Origin of the sequence: Ramlibacter aurantiacus (assembly GCF_016722895.1) — a bacterium.
GTDB lineage: Bacteria > Pseudomonadota > Gammaproteobacteria > Burkholderiales > Burkholderiaceae_C > Ramlibacter > Ramlibacter aurantiacus.
This window is the reverse complement of record NZ_JAEQNA010000001.1, coordinates 644,883-665,915: the sequence shown is the minus strand read 5'-3', so window position 1 is coordinate 665,915 and position 21,033 is coordinate 644,883. Positions and strand designations below refer to the sequence as shown.

Genomic DNA, 21,033 nt, shown 5'->3' with positions numbered 1-21,033 from the left:
CCAGCAATAATCCGCCCGGTGAAGAAGTCCCTATCCGTCCAGGCCCGGCTGCTGCTTCTGGTACTCGCGACCACCGTGCCGGTGGCGGCCGTCCTGGTCGCGGTCGGCATCTGGGCCCACCAGGTCGAGCGGCAGCGTTTCAAGGACAGCATCAAGGATTCGGCCAGTGCATTGGCCCTGCTGGTCGAGCGCGAGATCGCGTCGCGGGAAGCCCTGCTGCGCACGCTTTCGCATTCGCCAGCTTTGAACGGGCCCGACCTGGCCGTCTTCCACGAGTACGCGGCCGAAGCGGCCCGGACGCCCGGGATGGTGGTCACGTTGTCCGACCTCACCGGGCAGCAGCTCCTCAACACGCGCAGGCCGTACGGCACCACGGACCTGCCCCGGACGGTCTTCAGCGGGCGGCGCGGTGCGCAGCCCGAGGGCACGCTGGTGTCAGGCCTCTACATGGCCCCGATCGGCAAGCAGTGGTCGTTCGCCGTCGACGTGCCGGTCATCCGCCAAGGCCGGGTGATCTATTACCTCTCGATGGGCGGGTTCGCCGGGCAGCTGCAGAAGATCTTCGAGGAGCAGGTCCTGCCCCCCGGCTGGATCGGCTCGATCGTCGACCGCGAGGGCACCGTGGTGGCGCGCAACGTCGGGGCTGACCAGGTGGTCGGCAGGAGAGTGACGCCCGACATGCTGGAGCGGCTCTCGGCGGCTTCGCAAGGCGCGTTCGAGACCACCACGGTGGATGGGCGGCGTGTGTATTCCACGTTCAGCCGGGCGTCCAACTACGGGTGGAGCTTCGTCATCGGGGTGCCGGCGGAGCAGCTGGATGTCTCGTCGACCAGCCTGCTGGGCTTTGCCGCCATCGGCGGGCTGCTGCTGGGCCTGTGCCTGCTCGGCGCCCTGTACGCCGGCCGCGGCATCTCGGGCCCGGTCCTGCAGCTGGCCAGGTCGTCGCGGCAACTGCGGGAGGGCCGCCCCGTGACGCGCCAGCCCACCGGCCTGATCGAGGCCGACGAGGTGCAGGCCGCCATGTCCGAGGCCGGGCAGGGCCTGCGCGATGCGGCCCTGGCGCAGGAGTCGCGCGTGCAGGCCGCGCTGGGCGAGGCAGCCCGGGCGCAGCAGGCCATCATCCAGAACCAGCGGCTCGAGGCGATCGGGCACCTCACGGGCGGTGTGGCGCACGACTTCAACAACCTGCTGATGGTCGTGGCCAACAACGCGCACCTGCTGAAGATGCAGAACCCGCATCTGCAGGGCAGCGGCCTGCTCGGCGGGATCGACCGGGCCATCGCCACCGGGACCAAGCTCACCCGCCAGCTGCTGACCTTCGCGAAACGCCAGCACGTGCAGCCCGAAGCGGTCCACCTGCAGCGTCACCTGGTGGACCTGATGGCCCTGGTACGTCCCACCCTGAGGGGCAACGTGCAGACCCGCTGCGAGGTCGCTGCCGACACTTGCCCGATCTTCGTGGACGTCTCGGAGCTCGAACTCGCCCTGATCAACCTGGCCGTGAATGCCCGCGACGCCATGCCCGAGGGTGGCCTGCTGACCCTGCGGGCCCACAACGCGCCGGACGGCTCGCCGTTCGTGCATGTCGAGGTGGCCGACTCGGGCATGGGGATCGACGAGGCGCAGTTGCAGAAAGTCTTCGAACCGTTCTACACGACCAAGCCCGTGGGGCATGGCACCGGCCTCGGGCTGAGCCAGGTGTACGGCTTCGCGACCCAGGCGGGCGGTAGCGCGTCCATCAGCAGCACCGTGGGCGAGGGAACCACCGTCCGGCTGGTGCTGCCGTTCGCGCACGAGCAGGCGTCGGCGCAGAAGGCCGCGGCGGATGAGGAAGCCGGGGCCCGGGCCAAGGGCCTGCGGGTGCTGCTGGTCGAGGACAACGCCGACCTGGCGACGATCACCCACGAGGTGCTGCAAGCCGCAGGCTGCGTGGTCAGCCTGGCGCACTCGGCCGACGCGGCGAAGGCCCTGGTCGAGCGGGAGGGCGTGCCGGTCGATGTCGTGCTGAGCGACATCCGCATGCCCGGCAGCCTGAGCGGGCTGGGCCTCGCGAAGTGGCTCCAGTCGGCCCGGCCCCACCTCCCGGTCATCCTGATGACCGGGTACAGCGACGAACTGCAGCAGGCGGCCGCGGGGGGCTTCGAAGTGGTCCAGAAGCCTTGCCCGCCGGCCCGGCTTCTGGCGGCACTGGGGGCGGTCGGCCGGAGCTCCTGACGCCGTGGGCGTGGTGCGGCCGGCACCTTGGCTGTCCTCGATCGAACCGGGCACGAACTACCGACAAGCTCAATCGCATCGATTGGCAACTTTCATCGGTCCATGGGCTCGATGGTCTTAGTCTTGCCCGGTCCGATCACATCCCTGCCTGGAGACCGCCATGCCTGACAAACAGCACACCCAAAGCGCCAGCGAGAGCGAGAACCCCGCGATCCCCTCGCCGCAACCCAAGTCGTCCGGCCGGCCGCGCACCAACCGCGACTGGTGGCCCGACCAGCTCGACCTCTCGGTGCTCCACACCCATTCGAACCTGTCCTGTCCGCTGGAAGAAGACTTCGACTATGCGGCGCGCTTCAAGGAACTCGACGTCGAGGCGCTCAAGCGTGACCTGGTGGAAGTGATGACCACCTCGCAGGACTGGTGGCCGGCGGACTACGGCCACTACGGGCCGCTTTTCATCCGCATGTCCTGGCATGCCGCCGGCACGTATCGCACGGTCGACGGCCGCGGCGGTGGCGGCGACGGGCAGCAGCGCTTCGCCCCTCTCAACAGCTGGCCCGACAACGCCAACCTCGACAAGGCTCGCCGCCTGCTGTGGCCCATCAAGAAGAAGTACGGCCAGCGCCTGTCCTGGGCCGACCTGCTGGTGCTGGCGGGCAACGTCGCCCTGGAGCACATGGGCTTCAAGACGCTCGGCTTCGGCTTCGGCCGGCACGATGTGTGGGAGCCCGAGGAAGTCTTCTGGGGGCCCGAGGACACCTGGCTCGGCGACGAGCGCTATGGCAGCGGTGAGCGCACGCTCACGGGCCCGTTGGCCAACGTGCAAATGGGACTGATCTACGTGAATCCCGAAGGTCCCGGCGGCCATCCCGATCCCAAGGCCGCCGCCAGCGACATCCGCGACACCTTCGCCCGCATGGCCATGAACGACGAGGAGACGGTCGCGCTGATCGTGGGCGGCCACACCTTCGGCAAGTGCCACGGCGCGGTGTCGCCAGACAACCTGGGTCCCGAGCCCGAGGGCTGCCCCATGCATGCGCAGGGGCTGGGCTGGCACAACAGGGCGGGCAGCGGCAACGCCGGCTGCACCCTCACCAGCGGGCTGGAGGGCGCGTGGACCCACAACCCGGTGCAGTGGGACAACGGCTTCCTGGAAAACCTGTTCAGGTACGACTGGGAGCTGACCACCAGCCCGGCCGGTGCCAAGCAGTGGACCCCCAGGAACCCCGAGGCGAAGGGGACGGTGCCCGATGCGCACGACCCGGCCAAGCGGCACGCGCCGATGATGCTGACCACCGACCTGGCCTTGCGCTTCGACCCGATCTACGAGCCGATCGCCAGGCGCTTCCATGACCACCCGGACCAGCTCGCCGATGCCTTCGCCAAGGCCTGGTTCAAGCTGCTGCACCGGGACATGGGTCCGCGCTCGCGCTATCTCGGCCCCTGGGTGCCCGAGCCGCAGCTGTGGCAGGACCCGGTGCCGCCGGTCGACCACGAACTGGTGGGCCCTGAAGAGGTGGCCCTGCTGAAACGCCAGGTGCTGGACAGCGGACTGTCGGTGGCCGAGCTGGTGTCCACCGCCTGGGGTGCGGCGGCCAGCTTCCGCGGCACCGACATGCGCGGCGGCGCCAATGGCGCGCGCATCCGCCTCGCACCGCAACGGGACTGGGAGGTGAACGAGCCGGCGCAACTGGCCCGTGTGCTGCAGGCGCTGGAGCGGATCCGCGACGGCTTCAACGGCGAACCCTCCGGCGGCAAGCGCATCTCGCTGGCCGACCTGATCGTGCTGGCCGGCTGCGCCGCCGTGGAGAAGGCGGCCCGGGACGCGGGCACGCCCCTCACGGTTCCCTTCGCCCCGGGCCGCACGGATGCATCGCAGGAGCAGACCGACGTGGAGGCGTTCGACGTGCTCGAGCCCGTGGGCGACGGCTTTCGCAACTACTTCCGCGAAGGCGACCCGTTGTCGCCCGAGACGCGCCTGCTGGACCGGGCCAACCTCCTGAAGCTGACCGCGCCCGAGATGACGGTGCTGGTCGGCGGCCTGCGCGTGCTCGGCGCCAACCATGGCCAGTCGCGGCACGGCGTCTTCACCCACCGGCCGGGACAGCTCACCAACGACTTCTTCGTCAACCTGCTCGACATGGGCATCGCCTGGCGACCCTCCGGCACGCAGAAGAACCTGTTCGAAGGCCGCGAGCGTGCCACGGGCGCCGGGCGCTGGACCGCCACGTCCGCCGACCTGGTCTTCGGCGCCCATTCGCAATTGCGCGCCCTGGCCGAGGTCTACGCGAGCGACGATGCCAGGGAGAAGTTCGTCCGCGACTTCATCGCGGCCTGGGAGAAGGTGATGATGCTGGACCGCTACGACCTGCTCGCCGGCGGGCGCTCCCGCCGGCGCATGGTGGTCGCGGCGGCCTGAGTCACGGCGTGATGCGATCCGGTGATCTCCATGGCCACCGTGTTCGCGATCGGGTTCGCCGGGCTGCTGTCGCTGGCGGCCATCTTCGTGGCGCAGGACCGCCTGCTCTACTTTCCGGCGAAGGCGACGGTCGAGCGCATGGCCGGCGACGGGCTGGAGCCGTGGCCGTCGGCGGCCGACTTCCGGGGGCTGGTGGCGGAGCCCGGGGGCCCGGTCCGCGCCACCGCCATCGTGTTCCACGGCAATGCCGGCCATGCGGGCCACCGCGCCTACTACGCGCGCGCCCTGGTGCCGCTGGGCCTGCGGGTGATCCTGGCCGAGTACCCCGGCTACGGCCCCCGTGCCGGTGCGCTGGGGGAGGCGAGCCTGGTGGCCGATGCCAGCGAAACGGTGGCCCTCGCGTACCGGCGATACGGCGGGCCGCTGCTCCTGATGGGTGAATCGCTGGGCGCCGCGGTCGCGGCCGCTGCGGCCGCGGAGCAGGCCGACCGGGTCGCCGGGCTCCTGCTCCTCACGCCCTGGGACCAGCTCGCCCGGGTGGGCGCCTACCACTATCCCTGGCTGCCCGTGCGATGGATGCTGCGCGACGAGTACGACAACACGGCGCGGCTCGCGGCCTTCGACCGGCCGGCCATCGTCGCCGTGGCCGAGCACGACCGCATCGTCCCGGCCCCATTCGGCACGGCGCTATACGACTCGCTGCAAGGGCCCGCGCATCTGGTGGTGATCCGTGGCAGCGACCACAACGACTGGCCGGATCGTGTCGATGCCGGCTGGTGGCGGGCGAGGGTCGAGACACTCCTGGACGGGAGCCGCTGAGCCGGCCGCCCGCCGAGGGCGCCTGCATCTCCGGGACCGATTCCTCACCGCCGGATCGGCGTTTCGGAACATCCCGCGCGACGGGGGCACGCGACCGCCGACACTTGCCGCATGGACATGCTGTCGTTGACGGGAATCGCCGTCGTGTTCGTCGCCGCCGGGGCGACGAAGGGCATCTCGGGCATGGGGCTTCCCACGGTCGCCATCGGCTTGCTGGGATTGTTCATGCCGCCGGCCCATGCGGCGGCCTTGCTGGTCCTGCCGTCCCTGTTGACGAACCTGGCGCAATGCGTGGGACGGCATTTCCTCGCCCTGTGCGCCCTGCTGTGGCCCATGTGGGTGGGCATCCTCGCCGGAGCGCTCCTCACGCCACTGCCGTCCCTCGCCAGCGGCGCCGCGACCGTACGCATCGGGCTGGGCACGCTGCTCATCGCCTATGCCGCCCATGGGCTGGCTCGTCCCGAGATCAGCCTGCGGCTGTCCCGCGGCGCGATGCTGGCGGCTTCGCTGGTGGTCGGTTGCGTGACCGGCGCGCTCACCGCGGCGACCGGCGTGTTCATGGTCCCGATGGTGATGTTCCTGCAGATGCTCGGCTTCGAGAAGGAGCGCATGGTGCAGGCGCTGGGCCTGTCGTTCACCGTCTGCACGGTCGCCCTCGGGGCTTCGCTCGGATGGAGTGCGTCATGGCAAGCGCTGTCCAGCGTGCAGGGGATCGTGGCCCTCGCGGGCGCCTTGCTGGGAATGTGGCTGGGCATCCAGCTGCGCGGGCGGATCTCCGCCCCTGCGTTCAGGACGATGCTCTTCACCGTCTTCGGCCTGCTGGGGCTGGCGCTCATCGCGAAGGAAGCCCATGTTCCAGCGGACCACTAGGGCCCGTTCGCGCACGTGAAAACAGCGTGGACAGGCCCTAACATGCCGTGTCGAAAACAGGAGCAGTCGATGGACAGGGACCTGGGCACCGTGCTCGTCACCGGGGGCAGCCGCGGCATCGGCGCCGAAACGGTCTTCCTCCTGGCCTCGCAGGGGTGGGACGTCTGCTTCACCTACCTGAGCCAGGCGCGTGCGGCCGAGGATGTGGTGAGCCGCGTGCGCAGCCGGGGCGGCCGCGCCTGGGCGATGCAGGCCGACGCCGGCGATGCGCAGTGCGCACCGGAGATCCTGGCCCGCATTCCGTCGGAAGCCGCGCCCCTGGTCGGGCTCGTGAACAACGCCGGGATCACCGGCCCGCTGGGCCCTTTCGTCGAAGCGGACCTGGCGAGCATGAGGCGGATCCTCGATGTCAATGTGCTCGGGGTGTTCGCCCTGGCGCAGGCGGTGGTCAAGCGATGGCTCGACCAGGCCCGGCCGGGCGTCGTCGTCAACGTCTCCTCCATCGCGGCCACGCTCGGCGCGCCGGGGGAGTACGTGCACTATGCCGCCTCGAAAGCCGCCATCGAGGCCTTCACCATCGGCCTCGGCAAGGAGCTCGCCGCCCAGGGCATCCGCGTCAACTGCGTCTCGCCCGGGACCAGCAGGACCGAGATCCATGCCGCGGCGGGCGACCCCGACCGCCCGGCCCGCGTGGCTTCCAGGATCCCGATGGGCCGCATCGGCGAGGCCCGGGAGATCGCGGAGGCGATCGCCTGGCTGGTGTCCGACCGATCCTCCTATGTGACGGGAACGGTCCTTCGGGTCGCCGGCGGACTGTGAGCGAGGACGCCATGGAACAGGGAACCACTCGGGTTCGGCCCGCCCAGGAGACCGACATGCCCGCGCTCGCGCGGATCTATGCGCATTACGTCTTGCATTCCACCTGCACGTTCGAGCTCGAGCCACCGAGTGCCGCGGACATGGCGGCCCGGTTCCGCACGGTGACAGGGCGCAGCGGCCCCTTCCTGGTCGCGCAGTGCGGCGAGGCGATCGTCGGCTACGCGTACGCGGGCCCCTACCGGGACCGGCCCGCCTACCGCCACACGGTGGAGAGCAGCGTCTACCTGGATCCGGCCTGCGTGGGCCGCGGCATCGGCCGGCAGCTCATGGGCGAACTCGTCCGTGCCGCCACGGGCGGAGAGTTCCTGCAGATGGTCGCCGTGATCGGCGACAGCGCCAACCACGCTTCCATCCGCCTGCACGAGAGCCTCGGGTTCCGCCGCGTGGGCGTCCTCGTCGACGTCGGCTTCAAGCATGGCAAATGGGTGGATACGGTGCTGATGCAGCGCCGCTTGTGCCGGACGTGCCTGACCGACACCGCCTCGTAAAATCGAGGGCCATCACGAGTACGTCAGCAGCACCGCCTGCGCGCCACCCATGCCTTTCACGCTTTCCCATCGCCGCCTCGACGACATCCTGCAACAGCACCGCATCAAGCCCAACGACCTGTCGGCCATCGACAAGCTGTTCGGCGGCGCGGACGGCTACTACTGGTACCACACCATGCGGCACCTGTGCCCGAAGACCGAGGTCATCGTCTGGGACAGCAAGGAGGAACTGCGGGCCGCGCTGCAGGCGCACGAGAACGAGACCGCGGAGGAAGACGAAGTGAAGCCGCAGGTGCTGCAAGAGGCGCACGTGAAGGCGATCGCCGGTCTGCTGCAGGACGCGGGCTGATCGGGCCGCGACAGCAAACCGGCCGAACCCGCCGCGCCTGGCTATCGGCCATCTTGCGCATCCGGGTGGTGCTTGCGCACCCAGTCCGGGCTGACATAGCCCAGGCGCAGGTCCTCCGCGATCTTCTCGGGGCGGCGGTCTGGAGGGGGGCCGTATCCTCCCCCGCCTCCGGTCAGCACGACCACCCGGTCTCCGGCAGCCAGGGCTCTCTCTCCCTTGAGCATCGGCACGGGTTCCCGGCCGCCTTCGGCGACGAGCACCTGTCCGACGGCGCCTTCCCCGCCACCGCAAACGCCCCAAGGCGGGCTGGCGGTCCGCTCGAAATAGGTGACCAGGGTGAGCTCGCCCAGGATCTCATAGCGCTTGCACAAACCCAGGCCACCGCGGAACTCCCCGGCGCCGCCCGAGTCCTGCCGCAGCGAGAACTCGTCGATCCGCAGGGGATAGAGCGCCTCCTGGACCTCGGTGGGCACGATGCGGGTGTCGCCATGCGCCATCGTGCGAAACGGCCCGGAGCCGTCGTGGCCTTGCGTGGCGCCCCAGCCGCCGTGCCCACTGTCGTTGCACTGGAACAGCGCCCGGGTCTTCGGCTGCCGTCCCACGAACTGCACCGAAGCGAACGTGCCGAAGTGCCCGCCCGCCACCTGGCCGGGCATCGCGGGCTCCAGCGCGCGAATGATGGCATCGATGACCGTGGGCATGGGCGCGTTGTAGCGCCCCATGGCCGCGTGCGATGAAGCACTCAGCAGCGACCCCTGCCTCAGTTCCAGCCGCAGCGGCCGGAACGTCCCTTCGTTGGCCGCCTCTTCGGGGGCGAAGAGGTACTTGAACGCGATCCGGGCGCAGGTGTGGGCGCCGCCATGTGCCCCGGAATTGATCGGTGCCGCCACCTCGTCGGGCAGTCGGGTCAGGTCGACGGTCAGGACCCCGGACTCGACCCGGACGTGCACCTCGATGGGCAGCCGGCCCCCGTCGGCCGTGCCGTCGTCGTCCATCTCGACACGGGCACTGTAGGTGCCGTCGGGCACCGACCCGATGGCGGCCCTGGCGGAGGCTTCGGACTGGTCCCAGATGGTGTCCACCGCGCACCGGAAGGTGTCGAGGCCGTAGCGGGCCACCAGCGTCTCGACCAGCGCCCGGCCCATCCGGCACCCGGCGACCTGGGCCTCGATGTCGCCCAGGACCATTCCTGGAAACCGCGTGTTGCACTCGATGATCCGGTAGATGTCCTCGCAGCGCCGGTCGGCGGCATGCAGCTTCACGCTGCGGAACTGGATGCCCTCCTGGAAGATGTCGGTCGCATGCATGGACACCGATCCGATGGCGCGGCCGCCGATGTCCATCCAGTGCATGACGATCGCCACGAACGCGACGGGCTGCTCGCTTGCGTCATGGAAGGCCGGTGTGTACATCACCACGTTGTTCAGGTGCTGCCCGATGGTGCCGGCGTGATTGCTGATGATCACGTCACCTTGGCGGATGCCGCCTGCGCCATGGATCGACAAGCCGTCGCGGATGGCCACCCCCATGATGTCCGCGATGAAGATGGGAATGCCGCCGGTGCATTGGCAGATCAGGCGGCCTTCCGCGTCCAGGATGCCGACCGCGTAGTCCTTGTATTCGTACACGATCGGGCTGTAGGCGGTGCGCGCGATGTTCGCGTCGAGCTGGTTGGCGATCGCCACGAGCCCGCAGCGGATCACTTCCAGCGTGATCGGATCGATCGCACCGGGCCGGGCTTCATCGTTCATGGGGCAACTCCACGGCGCGTGGCGGCGCGCAGGTGATCATCAATTCGCCGAATGCGCCGACGACGGCCCGGTCGCCCATGTCGAGCAGCGTGGTGGAGCCGTACTCTTCGAGCAGGGCCGGGCCTTCGACGACCGTTCCCGGCTCGATCGATTCACGGTCGACGATGCTTGCCGAGACCTTCCCGCCCAGCAAAGCCGAGAACACGCTCCGGGTCTCGACCGGCCGCCTGCGCGCGCGCGCCCGTGTCGCGCCCAGCATGGGCGGCTTCGGGATCTCGCCGATCACCACCACGGCAACGCCGACGAACTCGATGGGCGATCGCTCGTTGAGGTGTCCGAAGGTTTGCCGGTACGTGTCCCTGAACACCTGGTGCAGTGATTCGGACGTCGCCTCCCGATCGAAGGGCACCTTGATCGTGTGATGCTGGCCGACATACCGAAGCTCGCAGAACCATTCCCCCCGCACGGCGGCGGGCCGCGAGTCGGCCAGCATCTCCGCCGTCGCCGCCGCCTGAAGGCCGGTGAGCATGTCGCCTGCCGCACGGACGCCGTCTTCATCCACCGCACGCAGGAGCGTCGCCCGGCGGTCGCAGCGCAGGTCGGCCAGGAGCATGCCGGCGGCTGAGAAGTTTCCGGGCTCGCTGGGGATCACCACGCGAGACAGGCCCAGCTCGCGCGCCAGTTCGACCGCATGGAGGGGACCGCCGCCGCCATAGGCGATCAGCACGAAGTCGCGCGGGTCTTTGCCCCGGGCGACCGACACCTGGCGGATGGCCTCGGCCATTTTCTGGGTCGCGATGCGGACGATGCCGTTCGCCAGCGTGCACAGCCGGTCCTGGCCTTGGTAGCCGAGCGGGTCCCCCAACCCGGTCGCCAGCGCGCGCTCGGCGGCTTCCGCGTCCAGCTTCATCTGGCCGCCCAGGAACCGGTCCGGATTGAGCCGGCCGAGCAGCAGGTTCGCATCGGTGATGGTGGGGATTCGTCCTCCACGGCCGTAGCAGGCCGGCCCCGGCGTGGAACCGGCGCTGCGCGGGCCGACGTGCAGCCGTCCCTGCGGATCGGCCCACGCCAGGGAGCCGCCGCCGGTGCCGACCTCCACGATGTCCAGCACCGGCGCACGGATGGGAAACCCCCGCTCGTAGCCGCCGATGTAGTAGGTGGATTCGACGTTGAAGGCGAAATGCTCGATCACGGCGCATTTGGCTGTCGTTCCGCCCATGTCGAACGCGATGGCGCGATCGATGTCCAACGCCCGGGCGAGTTCGGCCGCCCCGATGCATCCGCCGACAGGGCCTGACTCGACGAGGCCGATCGGCATCCGGGCCGCGTTGCCGGCCGAGAGCATGCCGCCGTTCGAGCTCATCATCAGGACCGGCTCGGAACAGCCTCGCTGCGACAGCGCGCTTTCCAGGTGCTGGAGATAGTCGGCCATCAGCGGGCCGACCGACGCGTTTGCCGCAGCGGTGGAGGTGCGCTCGTACTCGTGCCACTCGCCGGAGAGTTCGGTGCCCGCGCAGACATGCAGCCCGGGGAACTCGCGGCGAAGCAGCCGCGTCGCCTGGGCCTCGTGGTCCGGGTTGGCGTAGGCGTTCAGGAACGAGACGGCGATGGCCGCTGCGCCCCGTTCGACCAGGGCTCGTGCGGCCCGCAGCACGTCGTCCTCCCGCAGCGGGACGACCACCTCCCCGCGGGCGTCGATCCGCTCATCCACTTCGAGCCGGAGGTCGCGGCTGACCAGTGGAGGATCGCGCCGATAGGACAGCTCGAAGGGCAGTGGCCGGTTGCCGCGCGCGATCTCCAGCACGTCGCGGAAGCCCTTGGTGCACAGCAAGCCGGTGCGCGAACCATTTCGCTGGATGAGCGCGTTGATGACCAGCGTCGTGCCGTGCTTGAGAAGCCTGACTCTCGGCAAGGGCAGGTTCAACTGTTCGATGCAGCTGAAGATGCCTTCGGCCAGGTCGCCGTAGGTGGTGAGGCTCTTGGTGTGGACCAGGCGGTCACCTTGCGCGTCGTAGGCGACCAGGTCGGTGAAGGTCCCGCCGATGTCGATGGCGATGATGATGTCCGACGATGTCGTCATGGCTGGCGCGGCGGTGGGCCGTCGTAGCCGATCTGGTCCATGGGCACCTGCCGCCAACCGGGCTCGCGGGTCATCTCTTCGTGCGCATGCGCGAACAGGCCGGCCGTGCGCGGGATGACGAGCAGGGCGCGCGCCAGCCGCCAGTCCAGCCCCAGGTCGAGCGCGATCGCGCCGATGGCCGAATCGATGTTGGCCGGTATCGGCCGCCGCGCCCGCCGGGCCAGCGCCTGCTCCAGCGCGCGCGTCATCGCGATGTGGTCGCCGGCGACGCCATACGCGTCGGCAAGCTCGAACAGGATCCTGGTGCGCGGATCGCCCTCGGGATGCTGCGGATGGCCGAAGCCGTCGATCCGCTTGTGGGCGGCCACGAAATCCTGTGCCACCTCGTCGAAGGAACGCGCGGACGACTTCGCTTCAGCCACCAGCGCCTGGACGTTTCGCGCCAGTTCCTGGCCGGCGCCGCCGTGGATGTCGCCGAACATCATCACGCCGGCCGCGACCGAGCACTGGATCGGCACGCCGGCCGCTTGGACGAAGCGGGTGACGGTGGACGAGGGCGAGATGCCGTGGTCGGCGACCGCGACGAACACGGCGTTGATCATCCGGCCTTCCTGCCCCTTGGGCAGTTCGCCCGTGAGCAGCAGGTAGACCATCTCCCCGAAGTCGATGCGGCCCACCAGATCGTTCAGCACGTCGTATCCGCGCACGTTGATGCCGTCGGGCGTGAATTCGGCGATGGCGCTTTGCCAGGGCTTGCGGGCAGTCGGGGTCATGAGCTCTCCTGGGACTGGCCGAGCCGGGCGATCCGGCGGCAAGCGGCCATGAATACGGCGACATCGGCGCTGAAACTGAGCAGGCGCACGCCTCGCTCGCGCAGCGACTCGGCATAAGCTTCGTCGATGGTCGCGCCGACCGTCGACATCACGTGCTTGCCATGGCGCCTCGCGGCGGACACCACCGTGTCGAGGACGTCGGCCAGCCGCGGATGCCTGAAATCCGCGGCGCCCAGGCCCATGGCGATCGCCAGGTCGAAGGGCCCGAGGAAGACGATGTCGATTCCGTCGAGCGCGAAGATGTCGTCGATCTGCGCCACGCCGGCCTCGTCTTCCACCAGGGGGACCACCAGGGTTTCGCGGGCCGAGCGGGCCGCATGCGCGTCCCAATCGGCCGGCAGCCACCCGGCACTGCGCACGACGGGGCATGCGCCGCGCTCGCCCTGCGGTGCATAGCGCGCGGCCCGCACGGCGGCCCGTGCGCGTTCGACCGTGGCATGCGGCAGCACGATGCCCTGGGCGCCGAGATCCAGCGTGCGGCCGATCAGCGGCGCATCGAGGTCGGGTACGCGCACCAGGCAGGCCATGCCCTGCGCATCGGCCGCGCGCATCAGGTGCGCGACCGTCTCCAGTTGGGTCGGGCAGTGCTCCATGTCGAGCACCGTGAAATCGAAGCCGGCCTCGCCCATGCATTCGACGAGCACCGGGCTCGCCGAAAAGCACTGCATGCCCACCAGCGGCCGATTTCCGCCCAGCCTGTCGCGCAGGCTGGGGCGCCGGTTGCGCGCACCCACCCCGTCGGATGAAAGGCCAGCCATCAGTCGGCCTTCGCCTTGCCCATCACCTTCTTGTAAAGCACCAGCTCGGATTGCAGGAAGCTCCCGAACTGCTCGGCCGAGCCGCCCAGGGTCTGCGCGCCGCGCTTGGCGTAGTTCTCCTTGACCTCGGGCATCTCCAGCGCCTTGTTCAGCGCCGCGTTCAGCTGCGTGATCGCCGCGTCCGGCGTGCCGGCAGGCACCGAAATCGCGAGCCAGCTCGTGAGGTCGAAGTCGGGAAAGCCCTGCTCGGCCATGGTCGGGACATCCGGCAGGTCCGGCTGGCGCTTGGGCGTGCTCACGGCCAGCGCCCGCAGCTTGCCGGCCTTCACGTTCTGCAGCGAGGTCGGCAAGGCCTCGAAGGACCAGTCGACATGGGCGCCGAGCAGGGCCGCCGAGGCCGGCGCCGCGCCCTGGTACGGGATGTGGGTCATCTGCACCTGGGTGGACGACTTGATCAACTCGCCGCCCACGTGTCCGCCGGTGCCGTTGCCGCCGGAGGCGTAGCTGATCTTGCCGGGCTTGGCGCGGGCGTCGTCCAGGAGTTCCTTGACCGACTTGTAGGGTGAGCTGGCCGGCACGGCGAGCACGAAGGGAACCGATCCGAGCAGTGCGACGGGCTTGAGGTCCTTGACCGGGTCGTAGGCCATCTTCGGGAAGATGTACGGGGCGATGGCCAGGTTGCCGGTGTAGGTGACGCACAGGTGGTAGCCGTCCGCCGCGCCCGCGAGGCAGCGCTCCACCGCCACCATGCCGCCGGCACCCGGGTAGTTCTCCACCACCACGGGCTGCCTGACGAGTTCCGACACGCGGTTCATGACGACACGGGTCATCGTGTCGAACGAGCCGCCCGGTGCGCCCGGCATGTACACCTTCAAGGGCTTGGAGGGGAAGGACTGCGCCTGCGCGGTGGTGGCCGCGAATGCCAGCAGGACGGCGGAAAGAATCTTGCGCTTCGTCATCTCTCTATCTCCTTCGGGGGGGTGGATCGGCTGTCAGGGGCTCTGGCGGCACGCGGCTGCGGGTCGGCACATTGCAGCGGTTCGACGTCGGCCAGCTGCGCGCACCCGAGGCAGGCCTGCTCGATGGCGGCGGTGCGCTCGGGCGGGTACAGGGCGGCCGCGACGCGGCGGAAGCGCGTGAGGACAAGGTCGTCGGTGTAGGGCGGCACCGCGTCGACGCGCGAGCGCAGGATGCGGCCCTCGGCGAGTTCGACCTCGACTTCGGCGCCCTGCCGGGCAGGGAAGGCGCTGGTGAAGGCGGGGTCGGCAGCGAGTTCGATACGTGGCGTCAGCCGGCGTGTCAGCGGGTCGTCGATCTCGACGAAGTTCTGGTCCGACAGGTCGGCGCGGGCGAGGATGGACGCGACGGTGTACTGGATGCTCATTCGCGCCGGCTGCAGCTCGTCGATCGGGCCGGGGTTGTCGCAGCCGGGGTAGGCGAGCGCCGGCGCGAAGGTGCGCAGGCGGACGCGCTCCACCTCGCGGCCCACCGCGCCTTGCTCGCGCACCAGCCGGTGCGCGGCCGCCGCTGCCGCCTGCACGAACACGCAGGCCGCGACCGGCTTGTATTCGACCTGCTCGATCTCCCACTCGTCGCGCCGCTGCAGGAGTTCGGCCGCACGGTCGAGTCCGCCGTAGGCGTTCAGGAAGCCGCTCGCCCCTTCGATGATGGTCGGCGAAGCCGTGGCGCCGGCACGGGCCAGCAAGGCGGCGCCGAGCACGGCGCGCGCCGCGTTGGCCGGCTGGTAGAAGAGGTCGAGTTCGCCGCTGACCGCCCACTCCTGCAGGCCCGCGGCCGCATTGGCGGCAATGGCCAGGGCATGGACGGATTGCGGCTCGTCGAGGCCGAGCAAGCGCGCCGCCGTGAGCGCGCCGCCGATCGTGCCGATCACCGACGTCGAGCGGAAGGTGCGCTTGAAGCGCTCGTCCACCACGATGCGCCCGAGCCGCCCCATGGCTTCGTACCCGACGATGGCGGCGCGCAGGAAGTCCCGGCCGCTTGTCGGCGCGATGGCGGCGCAGGCCAGCGCGACGGGGAAGACCACCGCCGCCGGATGGGACGTGCTCGCCGGGTGCATGTCGGTGCGCGATGCCGAGGCCGCCATGACGCTGTTGACGAATGCGGCCTCGGCAGGCGCCAGGCGCAGGGTCGTGGCGATGACCGGTGCGCCGTGGGGCACCGTCCAGGGGCTTGCCGCATCCATGGCCTGCCGGGCATAGGGCAGCTGGCGGCCCGCGAAGGCGCAGGACATGAAGTCCAGCAGGCAGACCGCGGCCTTGCCATAGGCCGACGCGGAGGGCTCGCGCGATTCCGCGGCCACGAGTTCGCGCACGAGGGCGGCGGCGACGGGGAGGTGGGCGGCGTGTGTCATCGGGCCTTCACCTCCTCGTGCGGCGCCAGGCTGATGCCCGCCTCGATGAGCTCCTCGATGTCCGCCATGGAGTAGCCGGCCTCGGCGAGCACCTCGCGGCTGTGCTCGCCGCAGCGGGGTGCCGGACGGCTCTCGCCCGGCTGCCAGTCGGACCAGTCGCCCGGCAGGCGCAGGTTGAAGATGTCGCCTTCCGTCGGGTGCCGCGCCGGCTCGAGGAAGCCGACGTCCGCCAGGTGCGGGTCGTCGACCAGCTCGTCGATGCCGACCGCGGGCATCACGGGCACGTCGGCGGCGCGCAGGGCCTCGACCCACTCGGCGGTGGTGCGCGTGGCCAGCAGCCGCGCCAGCAGGGAAGTCAGTTCCTCGATGTGCGCCATGCGCTGGCGCATGTTGCAGTAGCGCGGGTCGTGCAGCAGCTCCGGCCGGCCGGCCAGCGAGAAGATCGCGGCCCAGTGCCGGTCGTGCGTGGGCATCGCGCACAGGTACCCGTCGGCGGTGCGGTGGGGCTTGCGGTTCGGGTCCAGCAAACGGAAGTGGCCCGCCGGGCCGAGCGCTGGCCTGAAGGTGCGCAGGTACAGGTGGTCCGATAACACCAGGTGGGCCGCGACTTCGAACATGGGCACTTCGATGCGCCGGCCCAGTCCGTCCTGCGCGCGGCCGTACAGCGCGGTGGCGATGTGGCCGTAGGCGGTGATGGAGACCAGCCGGTCGACCCAGGCCATCGGCACCAGCAGCGGCTCGCCGCCGTCGAGCCGCGCCATCAGCTGCGGCAGTGCCACGGCGGACTGGATGATGTCGTCGTAAGCCGGAAGGCCCGCGTAGCGGCCGCGCGTGCCGAACCCGACCACGTGCACGTGGATGATCTTCGGATTGATCTCGGCGATGGCCTCCCAGGCCACGCCCAGCCTGGCCGCTGCATCGGGGCGGAAGTTGTGCAGGAACACGTCCGCGTTGCGCACCAGCCGCGCCAGCACGTCCTGGCCTTGCGCCGTTTTCAGGTCCAGCGCGAGGCTGCGCTTTTCCCGGTTGGTGTGCAGGGTGAACGGGTTCATGCCGGGATGGCGGGCCGCCCCGCCGGCGTGCCGTGCGTAGTCGCCTTCCGGTGGCTCCACCTTGATCACGTCGGCGCCGAAGTGGCCCAGGAAATGGCCGGCCAGGGGCGCCGCCAGGGCGATGCCCGCGTCGATCACGCGGACACCTGCCAGCGGCGCCCGGTCGGTGGGCGGCGTCGCCGTGGCGTTCAAGCCGGCTCCTCCACCAGGCGCCCGGAGGGTTCTCCCAGCAGGGTGGTGCGATAGAGCTTGCGCGGGACCTCGATGTCGTAGTCGGACAGCGCCAGGTGCATGGTGCAGCGGTTGTCCCAGGCGATGAGGTCGCCCACCTCCCATCGGTGGCGGTACGTGAACTCGGGTTGTACGCAGTGCCGGTACAGGAATTCGAGCAGGGGCCTGGCTTCGTCCTCGGTCAGGCCGACGATGCCCGTGGTCGTCATCTCGCTCACATACAGCGCCTTGCGGCCGGTCTCCGGATGCACGCGCACCATGGGGTGGGCAATGGGCGGGTTGCGTTTGCGGGCGGCCGCCAGCTCGGCGGGGTCGCGCTGGCGGTTGTGCCGGGCCGCCCCCATGTCATGCACGGCGTGCAGCGGCTCGATGATCCCTTTCATCGTGTCCGACAGGGTGTCCCAGGCCATGTACATGTTGGTGAACATCGTGTCGCCCCCCACCGGCGGGATCACCTCGCAGCGCAGCAGGGAGGCCCGCGCCGGGCGCAGCGTGGTCGACAGATCCGAGTGCCATTGCCGGCCCACCGGCTGCTTGCGCCCGCTGATCTCCTGGTTGGTCACCGGCAGGATCTCGGGATGGTCGGGCAGGCGGAAGTTGGGGATGGCGGCATGGTCGTCGAGTTCGCCGAATCGCGCGCTGAACCGGATGTGCTGCTCGTGGGTCAGGTGCTGGCCGCGGAACAGCAGGACGAGATGGTCGCGCCAGGCCTGCTGGATGCGGGCGAACGTGGCGTCGTCCACTTCCCCGGCGAGGTCGACGCCGTCGATCTCGGCGCCCAGGCCCGCGGACAGCGGGCGAATCTGGAGTTCGGTGGAGGGTGTGCGGCTCATGGAAGTCCCTGCTGAAACGGTTCAGGCCGCTGCGGCCACGAGGGGGCGGCCGAAGGGCTCGCCGCTGATGGACGTGCGCATCATTTCGCGGATGGCGTCATCCGGGTAGTCGGCCAGTGCCATGTGGACGGTCGCCCGGTTGTCCCACATCAGCACGTCGCCCACGCGCCAGGTCTGCCGGAAGGTGAACTCCTCGCGCGTGGAGTGGCGGCAGAGGAAGTCGATCAGCCCGCGCCCTTCCTCGTTCGTCATGCCGACGATGCGTGAGCTGGCCCATTCGTTGACGAAAATCGCCTTGCGCCCGGTCCCGGGATGCGCACGGACGACCTTCTGGATCACCGGCGGGTTGCGCTGGCGCGCCGCCGCCAGGTGCTCGGGCGAGCCGTCGCGGTGCGCCTTGCCGAAGCTGTAGTCGTGCACGCACTCCAGGTCCTCGACGATCCGCTGCATGGTGGGCGACAGCGCGTCGTAGGCGGCAATCATGTTCGCGAACAAGGTGTCGCCACCGACATCGGGGATGGCCAGGCAGTGCAGCACGGAGCCCAGGGCCGGGCGCAACGTGTACGACAGGTCCGAGTGCCATTGCTGTCCGAACGTCACGCGCCGTCCGGCCACCACCGTGGTCTTCACGCGCAGCAGTTCGGGGTACTCGGCGTAGCGCAACTCGCCCAGGTAGTTGTCGTGCCGCTCCAGCGGACCGAAGCAGGCGCTGAAGCGGATCAACTGCTCGGGCGAGAGCCGCTGTCCGCGGAACAGCAGCACGAGGTGCTGGCTCCAGGCCGACTGGAGCTCCTCCACGGTCGAGGCGGGCAGGGGCTGCGACAGATCGATCCCCTGAATTTCCGCGCCCAGAGCGCTGGCGAGGAGGCGGACTCGCATGCTCACTCCGGGGCCGGACCGGATGGACCGCTCGTGGGCCGCTTCGGCACGACCAGAGCGTCGACCACGCGCACCCCACGCCCGTGGGGGAGCACGACCAGCGGGTTGATGTCGATTTCAGCGACGTCGTCGCCCACCGACTCGATGAGGCCTGAGACGCAGACGATGGCGCGGGCCAGCGCCTCGACGTCGGTGACCGGGCAGCCCCGGGCGCCGGTGAGCACCGCGTGGCCCCGGATGGATGCGACCATCTCGCGGGCTGCCTCGATCGAGATCGGCGCGAACCGGAACACCACGTCCTGCAGCAGCTCCGCATGAATGCCGCCAAGCCCGAACATCACGGCGGGGCCGAAGCGCTCGTCGTTCACCACCCCCAGGATGGTCTCGACCCCGCCGTCCACCATCTCCTGCACGAGCACCCCGCTCAGCCGGGCAGCGGGCGCGTACGCCCGCGCGCTGTCGAGCACCTCGTGGAAAGCGGCGGCCACTGCGGCGGCGTCCGACAGGTGCAGGCGCACGCCGCCGGCCTCGGTCTTGTGCGCGATGTCGGGCGACTGGATCTTCAGCGCCACCGGGTAGCCGATGCGTCGGGCGGCCGCGACCGCCTCCTGCTCGGTACGGGCAAGCGCTTCGGCGGTGGTGGCGAGACCGTGCGCCGCAAGGAACTGCTTGGCTTCGTACTCGTTGCCGACCGGCGGCAGCGACCCACGACCGGCGGCCACCGGCCCCGCGGAGCCGGCGGCGGCGTCGCGCGAATGCCGGACCAGCGCCTGCGAGAACCGATGGGCGGCGGCGAGTGCGTAGCAGCATCTCGACGGGGTGCGGTACAGGGGGACGTTCGCCGCGTGCAGCATCCGGTAGGCCCCGCCCACGCGAGTTTCGCGCGCATTCCAGGACACGTAGATCGGCTTGCGGGTCACGGCGTCCAGGGCCACCAGTTCGGACGCGATCGATTCGGCCATCGGCCCCTCGACGGACGAGGCGACGACGATGAGGCTTCCCACGCCACCGTCCTCCAGGATGATCTCCAGCGCCTTGCGCAACAGGCTGGGGTCGTTGAGGACCGTGGCGGTGATGTCCACGGGGTTCTGCGTCGACGCGTAGGCGGGCAGCACGGCACCCAGCCGATCGCGCGTGGCCTGCGCCAGCGCCGGCACCCGAAGGCCCTGCACGGCACATCGGTCCGCCAGCAACACGCCGGCCCCGCCCGACACGGTGACGATGCCGACGTTCGGGTCGACCGGCAGCTTGCCGCTCGCGAATGCCCGCGCGCAGTCGACCAACTCGTGCACGTCGTCGATGGCAATCCAGCCGAACTGGTCGAAGGCGGCGCGATACAGCGCCGCGGCGCCGCCGAGGTTTCCGGTGTGCGAGGCCGCGGCCCGTTCGCCTTCGGGCGTGTCGCCCACCTTCCAGACGATCACGGGCTTGCGCGCGGCCAGCGCACGCCGGGCGACGTCGGGCAGGCGGTGCGCGTCCCGGATGCCCTCGAAATACCCGGCGAGCACGCGCGTGCCCGGGTCGTCGATGAACGCATCGAAGAAGTCCAGGCTGGTCAGGTCCGCCTCGTTGCCCGTACTGACGGCGTAGCGGAAGCCGATGCCCATCTCGTCGGCCATGTTCACGACGCCGAACCCGAAGCCGCCGCTCTGCGTGGCCAGGCTCAGGGTGCCCGCCTTCAAGTCGGCCATGCCAAAGATCGGGCCGAAGCCGGCGAACACGTCATCGGGCACGTTCATGAGCCCGATGCAGTTGGGCCCCACCAGCCGGATGCCGTGTTGCCGCGCCACGGCCACCAGCTCGGCCTGCAGCCGCTCGCCTTCGCCACCCAGCTCCGCGAAGCCGGCGCCGATCACGCAGGCGAACGGAATGTGGTGGCGGCCGCATTGCGCCACCGCTTGCACGGCGTGCGCGGCACCCAGGAGCACGATGGCCAGGTCCGGCGTGCCCGGTATCCGGTCGATCGCTTCGAAGCACTCGAGCCCGCCCACCGCCTGGTACTTGGGGTTGACCGGGTAGAGATCCCCCTTGAAGCCGCGCCGCTGCAGGTTGGCCAGGACCTGTCCGTTGATGGTGCGCTCGTCGGCGGACGCGCCGACGATGGCGATGGAGCGGGGCTGCAGCAGCCGCGAGAGTCCGTCGACCTGCGACGCGGGGCCAGGTGCGGGGGCAGTGGATGTCATGCGGTGCATCGCCAGGGTGGGGGC

17 protein-coding genes are annotated in these 21,033 nt (G+C 70.1%); 7 read left to right on the top strand and 10 right to left on the bottom strand.

The window, feature by feature from the left end; genetic code table 11:
* Positions 1-18 precede the first annotated feature (18 nt).
* The 7 genes from JI739_RS24805 (at position 19) to JI739_RS03035 (ending at position 8,038) form a co-directional block, all read left to right on the top strand.
* Entirely contained in the window at positions 19-2,214 is a 2,196-nt protein-coding gene (locus JI739_RS24805) for an ATP-binding protein (RefSeq protein WP_201682360.1), read from the top strand.
* Positions 2,215-2,374: 160 nt separating this feature from the next.
* Positions 2,375-4,633: a catalase/peroxidase HPI gene (gene katG / locus JI739_RS03060; RefSeq protein ID WP_201682359.1), complete on the top strand. Its 2,259-nt coding sequence runs from the start codon at positions 2,375-2,377 to the stop codon at positions 4,631-4,633.
* Positions 4,634-4,663: 30 nt separating this feature from the next.
* The gene (locus tag JI739_RS03055) at positions 4,664-5,452 is read left to right on the top strand and encodes an alpha/beta hydrolase (protein WP_201682358.1); all 789 of its coding nucleotides are present in this window, start codon (positions 4,664-4,666) and stop codon (positions 5,450-5,452) included.
* Between the two features lie 111 nt (positions 5,453-5,563).
* Complete coding sequence (locus JI739_RS03050; RefSeq protein WP_201682357.1) at positions 5,564-6,322, top strand: sulfite exporter TauE/SafE family protein; 759 nt, start codon at positions 5,564-5,566, stop codon at positions 6,320-6,322.
* A 69-nt stretch (positions 6,323-6,391) separates the two neighbouring features.
* Complete coding sequence (locus JI739_RS03045) at positions 6,392-7,141, top strand: SDR family oxidoreductase (RefSeq protein ID WP_201682356.1); 750 nt, start codon at positions 6,392-6,394, stop codon at positions 7,139-7,141.
* 11 nt (positions 7,142-7,152) lie between these two features.
* A complete protein-coding gene (locus JI739_RS03040) occupies positions 7,153-7,689 on the top strand; it encodes a GNAT family N-acetyltransferase (RefSeq protein WP_201682355.1) in 537 nt (178 codons plus the stop codon).
* Positions 7,690-7,738: 49 nt separating this feature from the next.
* Positions 7,739-8,038 carry a hypothetical protein gene (locus JI739_RS03035; RefSeq protein WP_201682354.1) on the top strand — a complete coding sequence of 100 codons (300 nt, stop codon included), beginning with the start codon at positions 7,739-7,741 and terminating at the stop codon, positions 8,036-8,038.
* A gap of 41 nt (positions 8,039-8,079) precedes the next feature.
* On the opposite strand, the gene JI739_RS03030 is transcribed toward JI739_RS03035, so the two are convergent.
* From JI739_RS03030 to JI739_RS02985, 10 genes are read right to left on the bottom strand one after another with little or no spacing between them, the layout of a single operon-like run.
* Positions 8,080-9,789: a hydantoinase B/oxoprolinase family protein gene (locus tag JI739_RS03030; protein WP_201682353.1), complete on the bottom strand. Its 1,710-nt coding sequence runs from the start codon at positions 9,787-9,789 to the stop codon at positions 8,080-8,082.
* Positions 9,779-11,869 (bottom strand): hydantoinase/oxoprolinase family protein, encoded by a 2,091-nt coding sequence (locus tag JI739_RS03025; RefSeq protein WP_201682352.1) that lies wholly within the window; start codon positions 11,867-11,869, stop codon positions 9,779-9,781. The genes JI739_RS03030 and JI739_RS03025 overlap by 11 nt, the downstream gene beginning before the upstream one ends.
* Positions 11,866-12,642, bottom strand: a complete 777-nt coding sequence (locus tag JI739_RS03020; protein WP_201682351.1) for a citryl-CoA lyase — start codon at positions 12,640-12,642, stop codon at positions 11,866-11,868. The genes JI739_RS03025 and JI739_RS03020 overlap by 4 nt, the downstream gene beginning before the upstream one ends.
* Positions 12,639-13,460 carry an HpcH/HpaI aldolase family protein gene (locus JI739_RS03015; RefSeq protein ID WP_201682350.1) on the bottom strand — a complete coding sequence of 274 codons (822 nt, stop codon included), beginning with the start codon at positions 13,458-13,460 and terminating at the stop codon, positions 12,639-12,641. Before JI739_RS03015 ends, JI739_RS03020 begins: the two co-directional genes overlap by 4 nt.
* A complete protein-coding gene (locus JI739_RS03010; protein ID WP_201682349.1) occupies positions 13,460-14,419 on the bottom strand; it encodes a Bug family tripartite tricarboxylate transporter substrate binding protein in 960 nt (319 codons plus the stop codon). The genes JI739_RS03015 and JI739_RS03010 overlap by 1 nt, the downstream gene beginning before the upstream one ends.
* Positions 14,416-15,831, bottom strand: coding sequence for an MmgE/PrpD family protein (locus JI739_RS03005; RefSeq protein WP_201682348.1), 1,416 nt, complete (start codon positions 15,829-15,831; stop codon positions 14,416-14,418). Before JI739_RS03005 ends, JI739_RS03010 begins: the two co-directional genes overlap by 4 nt.
* Positions 15,828-17,075 carry a CaiB/BaiF CoA transferase family protein gene (locus JI739_RS03000; RefSeq protein ID WP_201682347.1) on the bottom strand — a complete coding sequence of 416 codons (1,248 nt, stop codon included), beginning with the start codon at positions 17,073-17,075 and terminating at the stop codon, positions 15,828-15,830. Before JI739_RS03000 ends, JI739_RS03005 begins: the two co-directional genes overlap by 4 nt.
* Positions 17,072-17,947, bottom strand: a complete 876-nt coding sequence (locus JI739_RS02995) for a TauD/TfdA dioxygenase family protein (protein ID WP_201682346.1) — start codon at positions 17,945-17,947, stop codon at positions 17,072-17,074. Before JI739_RS02995 ends, JI739_RS03000 begins: the two co-directional genes overlap by 4 nt.
* A gap of 21 nt (positions 17,948-17,968) precedes the next feature.
* Positions 17,969-18,826: a TauD/TfdA dioxygenase family protein gene (locus JI739_RS02990; RefSeq protein ID WP_201682345.1), complete on the bottom strand. Its 858-nt coding sequence runs from the start codon at positions 18,824-18,826 to the stop codon at positions 17,969-17,971.
* A 2-nt stretch (positions 18,827-18,828) separates the two neighbouring features.
* A complete protein-coding gene (locus tag JI739_RS02985) occupies positions 18,829-21,009 on the bottom strand; it encodes an acetate--CoA ligase family protein (RefSeq protein WP_201682344.1) in 2,181 nt (726 codons plus the stop codon).
* Between the last annotated feature and the right edge of the window lie 24 nt (positions 21,010-21,033).